Below are 8,746 nucleotides of genomic sequence, written 5' to 3' on the forward strand. Positions count from 1 at the left end.
TTAGCATGAAGCGTTGATCGCTTCCCGGAGAAAAATAATGAGCGTGAAACTGGGCATCAATCCACTGACCTGGACCAATGATGATCTACCTGAACTCGGTGGCGAAACACCACTGGAACAGTGCCTGAGTGAAGGACGTCAGGCCGGCTTCAGCGGATTTGAACTGGGGCATAAGTTTCCCCGCAAACCCGAAGTCCTTGGCCCCATACTGAAAGAGCATGACCTGAACCTGGTATCCGGTTGGTACAGTGCCGAATTGTTAACCCGGTCTGTAGACGAAGAGATCAAAGCGATTCAGGAACACCTGATTCTGCTTCGCGAACTGGGTGCTGCTACGATGGTATTTTGCGAAGTTACCGGCTGCGTACACGGACAGCGTAACACTCCTGTATCACACTCCCCTCGAATGAGTGACCAACAATGGGAAGAGTTTACCAAACGCTTGACTGCAGTGGCCGACTATACCCTGGAGCATGGAGTCAAAATCGCCTATCACCATCACATGGGCACAGTGGTTGAAACTGAAGAGGATATCGACCGCTTGATGGCGCTGACCGGCGATTCAGTGGGTCTACTGCTCGACACCGGGCATCTGACCTACGCTGGTGGAGATCCTTTGGCAGTGCAAAAGCGCCATTCAGACAGAATCAATCACGTGCATTGCAAGGATATCAGGAGATCGATTCTGGCTGACGCCCGCAATCGCAATCTCAGTTTCATCGACTCCGTATTAAACGGCGTATTCACTGTGCCCGGGGATGGCTGCATAGACTATCTGCCCATATTCAAGGGATTGAAAACATCGGGCTATGAAGGCTGGCTGGTTGTTGAGGCGGAGCAGGATCCTGCTATTGCGCATCCGCTGACCTACGCCACGATGGGTCACAATAATCTGGTACGTCTTTGTGAAGAGGCCGAGCTGACCATCACCCGTTAACTTCTCGCCAGCTCCTTTTCGCCAACTTTTTTTGCCAACTTTATAGGAACGCTATCATGAAAACGCTTGGTAACTTTATAAACAATGAAGCGGTCGCCAGTAAAAGTGGCCGTTTTGGGCCGGTCTATAATCCTGCCACTGGCCAACAGAGCCTACAGGTCGCCATGTCCAGTGCAGAGGAAACTCGTCAGGTCATCGCGGTGGCTGCAGAGGCATTGAAGAGCTGGAGTAAGGTCACCCCATTAAATCGTGCCCGGGTCCTGTTCAAGTTCAAAGCGCTGGTTGAAGAACATGCTGACGAACTGGCGGAAATGATCACCTCTGAACATGGCAAGGTGTTTTCTGACGCTAAAGGTGAATTGACCCGTGGACTGGAAGTCGTCGAATTTGCCTGCGGGATTCCTCATCTACTCAAAGGCGAGCATAGTCTTAACGTTGGGCGTGGTGTGGACAGCTACAGCAAGATGCAGCCTGTGGGAGTCTGTGCCGGGATCAGTCCATTCAACTTTCCCGCCATGGTGCCCATGTGGATGTTCCCGATCGCCATTGCCTGCGGCAATACCTTCGTCATGAAGCCTTCCGAGAAGGATCCCAGCACCACTTATCGTCTGGCGGAGTTGCTCGCGGAAGCTGGCCTTCCTCCGGGTGTATTCAATATCGTCAACGGTGATAAAGAAGCTGTCGACGTACTTCTGACAGATGATCGTATTGGTGCTGTCAGCTTCGTTGGTTCCACCCCCGTCGCCGAATACATTTATAAAACTGCCAGCGCCCGTGGTAAACGGGTCCAGGCATTGGGTGGGGCTAAAAACCACATGGTCGTGATGCCCGACGCTGATCCCACGCAAGTAGTCAATTCATTGATGGGAGCCGCCTACGGATCTGCAGGTGAACGTTGCATGGCGATATCCGTTGCTGTCTGCGTAGGCAACGAAGTGGCAGATAACCTGATTGGTCGACTGGTTAAAGAAATCGATACGATGCGTGTCGGACCGGGAATGGGACTCGAGGATGAGGCTCATATGGGCCCATTGATCAGCAAAGAACACGCAGCCAAAGTGCGTACCTACATTGATTCCGGCGTTGAAGAAGGCGCATCGCTCATCGTCGATGGCAGAGAATTCAAATACCCTGGACACGAAGACGGCTATTTTGTCGGCCCAACCCTGTTCGATCACGTTAAGCCGGGTATGCGCATTTACGATGAAGAAATCTTCGGACCGGTATTATCCGTTGTCAGAGTTAATTCCTACGAAGAGGCTGTTGAGCTCATCAACGATCACGAATATGGGAACGGTACCGCGATCTTTACCCGCGACGGTGATAGCGCACGTCAGTTCTGTGAAGACATTCAGGTTGGCATGGTCGGCGTTAACGTCCCCATTCCCGTCCCCATGGCATTTCATAGTTTCGGAGGATGGAAACGCTCACTGTTTGGTCCACTACACATGCATGGACCGGATGGCGTGCGATTCTATACCAAAATGAAAACCATCACTGCCCGCTGGCCTACCGGGCAACGGGCTGGAGCCGAGTTCTCAATGCCAACGATGAAGTGACGATGATGTTGGGGAGAGAAATCTCCCCAACGCTTCCAATGTGGCATGGCGTGGATCTGACAAAATTGTTTTCAGAATGCAGATCAATTTCATTGCTGCTACTTATGATCAGCCTGTGTAAGATAGCCTGATGAACGTTGCAAAGAGTGTGGATTCACCAAACCATGAAAGAAAAAGATCTGATATTTTTTCAACCTCTCTGGCGCCGTCTGGCAATAACCCTGTTCTGCGCGGTTTGGGCTCTCATCGAGTGGGTAACCCAAGCACCATTCTGGGGAGTGATGGCAACCGGGATGACGATCTATTGTTATTGGACTCTCTTCCAAACTTTCCCTACCAAGAGTGATGATTCCAGTCCCAACCAAGAGTGATGATGCGAGTCATTCCTGATGGCTCTCAGCCATGACCTCCTCACCCCGACACGTTAATTCCCCTATCGCTAGCCCCCCTTAATCCACGGAAGTCTTTTACTTAATAATCCCTTCTATAGGTTACAGACAACAACAGCAGAAAATTTAAGCTTTTTCCACTTTCATATGGAATATTTGTTCTATTTACTTTAAATTATGGGATACAGATTCCAGTAAAGTTTCCTGCGGCCTTTGAACCGATGAAAGGCTTGGTAAACCAGAAAGATACGAAGGAGCCCACTATGTCTAATTTGCTCGTCCGCCCCACCTTACCAGATGAACAGGGACGGATTATTGAAATTACACCGGCTTCCGCAGGTTGGAAATATGTTGGATTCGAAGTCTTCCAACTACAGCCAGGGCAAGTGCTGGAGCAGGAAACGGGCGATAAGGAAGTCTGCCTGGTGCTAGTCGGCGGCAAAGCCAATATCAGCACAGGAGAACAACACTGGGAAAATGTCGGTAACCGCATGGATCCATTCGAGAAAATACCACCCTATGCGGCTTATATACCGAACGACAGCCAGTTTCGCGTAGAAGCGACAACAGCCTTGGAGCTCGCCGTTTGCAAAGCCCCTGGTTTTGGAAACCATAAAGCACGTTTGATTAAACCGGATGAACGCAAATGCTCTACCCGGGGTCATGGCACCAATACACGATTCATTCAGGACATATTGCCGGACAACGAAGAAGCAGACAGTTTGCTGGTTGTGGAGGTTTATACACCAGGAGGGAACTGGTCGAGTTACCCGCCCCACAAACATTCCGAAGACAACCTTCCCCACGAGTCCATTCTGGAAGAAACCTACTATCACAGACTTAACCCTTCACAGGGCTTCGCTTTTCAGAGGGTGTATACCGATGATCGCTCACTTGATGAGACGATGAGTGTGGAGAATCAGAACGTTGTCATGGTACCTGAAGGCTACCATCCTGTCGGGGCCCCTCATGGCTATGACCTGTATTACCTGAATGTGATGGCAGGTCCCAAAAGAGTCTGGAAGTTTCACAACGATCCTGCCCATGAGTGGATGTTGAAATAGCTCTCTCTATCCGCTCACATTTCGACTGCCCTGCAGCAGTGCTAGGAAGGGCTCTCAACCCCTTCCTCTTTTTTACCGGTAACGAGTCGGGTCAAATGTTCCCAGCCAGTGAGGAAAATACACCATTACGCCGGTTACCAGCATTCCATTGATCACTCCCTCAGGCATCATAATCAATGGCAGATAGGTCAGCAGCAACGAATGATCAGAAGACCAGCTCTCCTCTCCAATCAGCCAACAGGATGCAACCCCCAATAGAATTGAAGTGGAGATCGTCAAAGCTGCGCCGAAAAATGCATTAATAAAGATATAGGCAAAGAAGTTGCGGAAATTAGCCCGTCGCTCGAGTTGGATACACAGAAAAGTGATCATTACCGGTATCAGGACGGTTAAAGCAATGTTGAGCGGTAACAATAACCACGAGGATTTTCCTAACAATGCAAGAATCGACAAGGCTATCGTCCCCGCCAAAAGAGCAAGGCTTCCTCGCAACGTCAGGGTCACAAATGCCATTCCCAGAAAATGGAAGGCTGGACCAAAATCAATTTGATAGCGAATATGCCAGAGCAAAGAAAGAAACACGATTGACGCCAGGAATCGATGCTGCAGTTCGCTATGACGAACAAGGTGTGTAAACACGCCAGCCTTCAATATGCCTGCAACGAAAAGGATAAGAACAAGCCAACTGGCAATAACCCAGCTATTAATTCCTTCGAGCTCTACCAGACATTCCATTGATCTCTACGCTTGGGCAATTTCTGAATCGATTTCCCGTGCCATGACAATGGCGTCTTCCCTATCACTACCGGCGGGATAGTACGCCTTACGCAGACCAATCTGGGTAAATCCATGCTTTTTGTAGAGAGCCACCGCTATCTCGTTACTCACCCTGACTTCCAAAAAGAGCTTTTCTACACCCAGCTCTCGCAGACGGCTCATCAAAAATATCAGGAATTGATGAGATAACCCCTGCCCTTGCCAGCTCTTGCCAATGCACAGGTTCAGCAAATGGCCTTCGTCGAGGACATGGGAAATGATTCCATGACCAACAATGGTCTTGTCCATGGTCGCGACCCAGCATTCTGAAATGCCGCCAAGGCACTCCCTTAAAACAGCTTCTGACCAAGGGTGAGAATAAGCACTTCTTTCATTGGCAATAACTTCAGAAACATCGACATCATCCATGTAGCGAAACTGCAATTGCTGAGTGTCAGTCATCGCCACCATCTGAATCCTGCTTCAAAAGAGGTTGCAAAGTATTCCATATTCCTCTCTTCAACAACGGCTGTTCCAGCACTTGGCGTAAGTCAGGTTGAACAACCCACTCGGCATGCTGACTCATTGTCTCTGGTACGGTTCCAAAAAATACGACTTTCATCGAAGAATCGTTTGTTTCTCCTTTCACCCAGCGGTTCACCAATAACCACTTATTCTCAGCCGTATGGCCGGGTAGACCTGGATGCGGTAACGGAGGCCACTGAAACATTCGCATATCCGTCGTATCACCTGCAGCACAAGCCGACACAATATTCCTGAAAAGCGACACCTCAGGCGGCATAGATTCGGGCAGAATTTCTCCAACCAGTTCAGCTACAAAAGAGATATTCCGCGTGATGCAACCTAGATAGGTAACAGCCTTGTCATCAGTCTTGGAGTGAGGAACGTTTTCTCCTGAGGCTTCACTGTCCTCATCCCCGGATGACAAAGTCTTAGCAACCTGATCAATCGGAAGTGGCGCAATGTCAGCAATATTTGGCCTTTGCGGTGATGCCGCAGGCGCTTTAGGATGAGATGCGGCTGGAGGTTGCGAGGGTTTACTTTCCACGAGAGAAAGAGCAGATGGTCTGGTTGGTGCTGCCACCTCAGGCTCAGCAAAAACAAAGCCCGGCGATGTTGCAGCTCCTGGAAGTTCTCTCCGCGCATACCACTGCACGACACCAAACTGTGCCAGATATCGCTGTCTATCCTGTTCTACCACGCGACCAAATCCCCCAGCATCAAGCTCACACGTCACCCTGAGGATGTTGTCTGGTGTATTCCCGGTTAATCAGATTCAAAGCGTTGATATAGGCTTTGGCAGAAGCAATAACAATATCTGTATCAGCACCCACGCCATTAACAATCCGCCCACCTCGCTCAAGACGAACGGTCACTTCACCCTGGGAGTCAGTACCACTGGTGATAGCGTTAACCGAATAAAGCTGGAGACTAGCGCCGGATTCGGCCATCAATTCAATGGCTTTGAACGTTGCATCCACCGGACCACCACCTTCGCTGGTTGCCGTATGCTCACTGCCATCAAATTCGAGGGTCACTTTGGCTTCAGGAATGACCCCAGTCTCACTGGCAACAGACATGCATACGAGTCTGTATTTTCCTTCCACATCAGTCGCAGCACTGGAACTTACCAGAGCCTGCAGGTCTTCATCAAAAATCTCGTGCTTCTTGTCCGCCAGCTCTTTAAACCGGGAAAATGCCTCGTTTAACTCAGATTCCGTTTCAAAGACATGCCCCAGTTCCTGAAGCCTGGTCCTGAACGCGTTGCGTCCCGAGTGCTTACCCATCACCAGGCTATTGGTATGCCAGCCAACGTCCTCAGCGCGCATAATTTCATAGGTTTCCCTATGTTTGAGGACTCCATCCTGGTGAATCCCCGACTCATGAGCAAAAGCATTCGCACCGACGATGGCTTTGTTAGGCTGAACAGGGAAGCCGGTAATAGTGGAAACCAGTCGTGATGTCGGCACTATATGCTGAGTATCCAGCTGCGTTTCAACTTCAAACAGATCTCTACGGGTACGCACCGCCATCACAATTTCTTCTAATGAAGCATTTCCTGCGCGTTCGCCCAATCCGTTGATCGTGCATTCAACCTGCCTCGCGCCATTGGATACAGCCGCCAGAGAGTTCGCCACTGCCAATCCCAAATCATTGTGGCAGTGCACTGAAAAAATTGCTTTATCTGCATTTGGAATACGATTTATCAAAGTCTTGATGGTTTCACCAAATTGTTCCGGAATAGCATATCCCACGGTGTCCGGAATATTGATCGTACCAGCACCTGCATCGATAGCGGCTTCGATTATTCTGCACAGAAAATCTATTTCAGATCGGCCGGCGTCTTCACATGAAAACTCGACATTATCCGTATAACCCCGAGCCCTTTTTACCGCACGGACAGCCTGCTCGACTACCTGATCCGGCTCCATCTGCAACTTATACTTCATATGAATGGGAGACGTGGCAATAAAGGTATGAATACGAGCGGATGCAGCTCCGTTCAACGCCTCCGCAGCTCGATCGATGTCCTTATCCAAAGCTCTGGCAAGACTACATACTGTCGACTCAGTGACGGATTCTGCTATCGCCTTCACGGCGTCAAAGTCACCAGGGCTGGCAATTGCAAATCCAGCTTCAATAACATCTACCTTCATGCGTTCCAGAGCCTTGGCGATACGCAGCTTTTCCGCTTTGGTCATGGAGGCGCCCGGGCTTTGTTCGCCATCTCGCAGAGTCGTATCAAATATTACCAGATGATTGGAAGACATCATTGCTATCCTGAATTACTTGTTGCGTTTAATCGTGGAAGGAAAATACCAAAGTTACAGCTAATATTTATTGTACCAGCGAGGGAAAGGTTACAGATAGCCGCTTTCGGTGCTGCATCGAGAGGAATCCTCGAAACGCGGCGATCTAATTGGAGAAATCATGCTGGCATGTTCAACTTACATTGTAATCAGGCAACTATAGCCATTGCCCATACCATTGCCAAGCATTGCGTCCATAACGCTTGCGAAACTGGTTCACCTTATTTACGTATCAGTTAGAAAGAGCCACTATGATCAAGAACCGAGGCCAGCTGAAACTGCTACTTTTACAAATAAGAGAGTCTCCAAAAGTTCGGCTGGAAGAGCTGGAAAGCTTTGCCAGGTATTGTCGACTGAATGAAAAGCAGATTGACGTTTTAAACCTCTTCGATACGCCAGACTTCGATCTCGGCATTACCTCTGATTACGATGCTCTGCTGGTTGGCGGCGCCAGTGACGCCAACGTACTATTTCCCGAGAAATATCCTTTTGTCCCTCAAGCTCAGAGGCTCTTACGAAAATGCATCGACAGGAGACAACCTGTATTTGCCTCCTGCTTTGGATATCAGTTAGCAGTGTTAGCTCTCGGCGGAGAAATAATCCACGATGGCGATGTCTATGAAATGGGAACTATTCCAATTTCGTTGACCAAGGAAGCCAGAGATGACCCAGTCTTCAGATCGGTACCGGATGGCTTCATGGCTGTCTCTGTGCATAAACAGAAATCCCTCTCCGCGCCCCCCGGTACGATTCCGCTTGCCCACACCGAGATATGCAATCACTCTTTCAAAGTTCATCACCGTCCGTTTTGGGCTTTTCAGTTTCATCCGGAAGTGGATAAGCAGATTCTGATCGAACGACTCACTTTCTATAAGGCCCATTACACGGACGATGACGGCCATCTGGAGCGCGTTCTAGCTGCCGCCCAGGAGACCCCGGAGGCCAACCACCTTTGCGGGAGCTTCATCGATCACGTTCTTCTGGGGTAAGTTATCGTCAGCAGGTACAGGAACTGAGGTATCAGAAGACGGGTGCAGGAGGAGGCAGCAGTTTCCACCAGGCAATAAAAAACCCCACCCAGAAACCTGGATGGGGCTCTTAATTAGAAGCCTGACGACGACCTACTCTCACATGGGCGAACCACACTACCATCGGCGCTGAACTGTTTCACTTCTGAGTTCGGAAAGGGATCAGGTGGTTCCAGCTCGCT

The 8,746-nt window shown here is 49.7% G+C and carries 9 protein-coding genes and 1 rRNA gene; 5 read left to right on the plus strand and 5 right to left on the minus strand.

All coding sequences use genetic code 11. The features are described from left to right. The first annotated feature begins 37 nt into the window (after positions 1–37). The 4 genes from iolE to iolB all read left to right on the plus strand — a co-directional run bounded on the left by iolE (position 38) and on the right by iolB (position 3,949). Entirely contained in the window at positions 38–937 is a 900-nt protein-coding gene (gene iolE / locus BTA51_RS18605) for a myo-inosose-2 dehydratase (RefSeq protein WP_094709984.1), read from the plus strand. A gap of 56 nt (positions 938–993) precedes the next feature. After that, positions 994–2,496 carry a CoA-acylating methylmalonate-semialdehyde dehydrogenase gene (locus BTA51_RS18610; RefSeq protein ID WP_094709986.1) on the plus strand — a complete coding sequence of 501 codons (1,503 nt, stop codon included), beginning with the start codon at positions 994–996 and terminating at the stop codon, positions 2,494–2,496. Between the two features lie 130 nt (positions 2,497–2,626). After that, the gene (locus BTA51_RS18615; RefSeq protein ID WP_168188216.1) at positions 2,627–2,842 is read left to right on the plus strand and encodes a hypothetical protein; all 216 of its coding nucleotides are present in this window, start codon (positions 2,627–2,629) and stop codon (positions 2,840–2,842) included. A 306-nt stretch (positions 2,843–3,148) separates the two neighbouring features. Continuing rightward, positions 3,149–3,949 carry a 5-deoxy-glucuronate isomerase gene (gene iolB, locus BTA51_RS18620; RefSeq protein WP_094709990.1) on the plus strand — a complete coding sequence of 267 codons (801 nt, stop codon included), beginning with the start codon at positions 3,149–3,151 and terminating at the stop codon, positions 3,947–3,949. Between the two features lie 72 nt (positions 3,950–4,021). On the opposite strand, the gene BTA51_RS18625 is transcribed toward iolB, so the two are convergent. Genes BTA51_RS18625 through BTA51_RS18640 form a run of 4 tightly spaced genes read right to left on the minus strand, consistent with a single transcriptional unit; the run spans position 4,022 to position 7,497 of the window. After that, on the minus strand, positions 4,022–4,684 hold the full coding sequence (locus BTA51_RS18625; RefSeq protein WP_094709992.1) for an energy-coupling factor ABC transporter permease: 663 nt from the start codon (positions 4,682–4,684) through the stop codon (positions 4,022–4,024). A 6-nt stretch (positions 4,685–4,690) separates the two neighbouring features. Then, positions 4,691–5,176 carry a ribosomal protein S18-alanine N-acetyltransferase gene (gene rimI, locus BTA51_RS18630; RefSeq protein ID WP_094709994.1) on the minus strand — a complete coding sequence of 162 codons (486 nt, stop codon included), beginning with the start codon at positions 5,174–5,176 and terminating at the stop codon, positions 4,691–4,693. Beyond that, positions 5,160–5,927, minus strand: a complete 768-nt coding sequence (locus BTA51_RS18635; protein WP_141215632.1) for a hypothetical protein — start codon at positions 5,925–5,927, stop codon at positions 5,160–5,162. Before BTA51_RS18635 ends, rimI begins: the two co-directional genes overlap by 17 nt. A gap of 25 nt (positions 5,928–5,952) precedes the next feature. Continuing rightward, complete coding sequence (locus BTA51_RS18640; protein ID WP_246841092.1) at positions 5,953–7,497, minus strand: 2-isopropylmalate synthase; 1,545 nt, start codon at positions 7,495–7,497, stop codon at positions 5,953–5,955. 290 nt (positions 7,498–7,787) lie between these two features. On the opposite strand from BTA51_RS18640, the gene BTA51_RS18645 reads away from it, so the two are divergent. Next, positions 7,788–8,525, plus strand: coding sequence for a type 1 glutamine amidotransferase (locus BTA51_RS18645; protein WP_094710000.1), 738 nt, complete (start codon positions 7,788–7,790; stop codon positions 8,523–8,525). 119 nt (positions 8,526–8,644) lie between these two features. On the opposite strand, the gene rrf is transcribed toward BTA51_RS18645, so the two are convergent. Beyond that, positions 8,645–8,746, minus strand: a 5S ribosomal RNA gene (gene rrf / locus BTA51_RS18650); the annotation flags it as partial.

Origin of the sequence: Hahella sp. CCB-MM4, from assembly GCF_002260525.1 — a bacterium.
Taxonomy (GTDB): domain Bacteria; phylum Pseudomonadota; class Gammaproteobacteria; order Pseudomonadales; family Oleiphilaceae; genus Hahella.

What these genes read in the sequence shown, in the direction of transcription:
- iolB (WP_094709990.1), top strand. Translation starts at nt 3,149, where the DNA reads ATGTCTAATTTGCTCGTCCGCCCCACCTTACCAGATGAACAGGGACGG.
- BTA51_RS18625 (WP_094709992.1), bottom strand. Translation starts at nt 4,684, where the DNA reads ATGGAATGTCTGGTAGAGCTCGAAGGAATTAATAGCTGGGTTATTGCC.
- BTA51_RS18615 (WP_168188216.1), top strand. Translation starts at nt 2,627, where the DNA reads ATGAACGTTGCAAAGAGTGTGGATTCACCAAACCATGAAAGAAAAAGA.
- iolE (WP_094709984.1), top strand. Translation starts at nt 38, where the DNA reads ATGAGCGTGAAACTGGGCATCAATCCACTGACCTGGACCAATGATGAT.
- rimI (WP_094709994.1), bottom strand. Translation starts at nt 5,176, where the DNA reads ATGGTGGCGATGACTGACACTCAGCAATTGCAGTTTCGCTACATGGAT.
- BTA51_RS18610 (WP_094709986.1), top strand. Translation starts at nt 994, where the DNA reads ATGAAAACGCTTGGTAACTTTATAAACAATGAAGCGGTCGCCAGTAAA.
- BTA51_RS18645 (WP_094710000.1), top strand. Translation starts at nt 7,788, where the DNA reads ATGATCAAGAACCGAGGCCAGCTGAAACTGCTACTTTTACAAATAAGA.
- BTA51_RS18640 (WP_246841092.1), bottom strand. Translation starts at nt 7,497, where the DNA reads ATGTCTTCCAATCATCTGGTAATATTTGATACGACTCTGCGAGATGGC.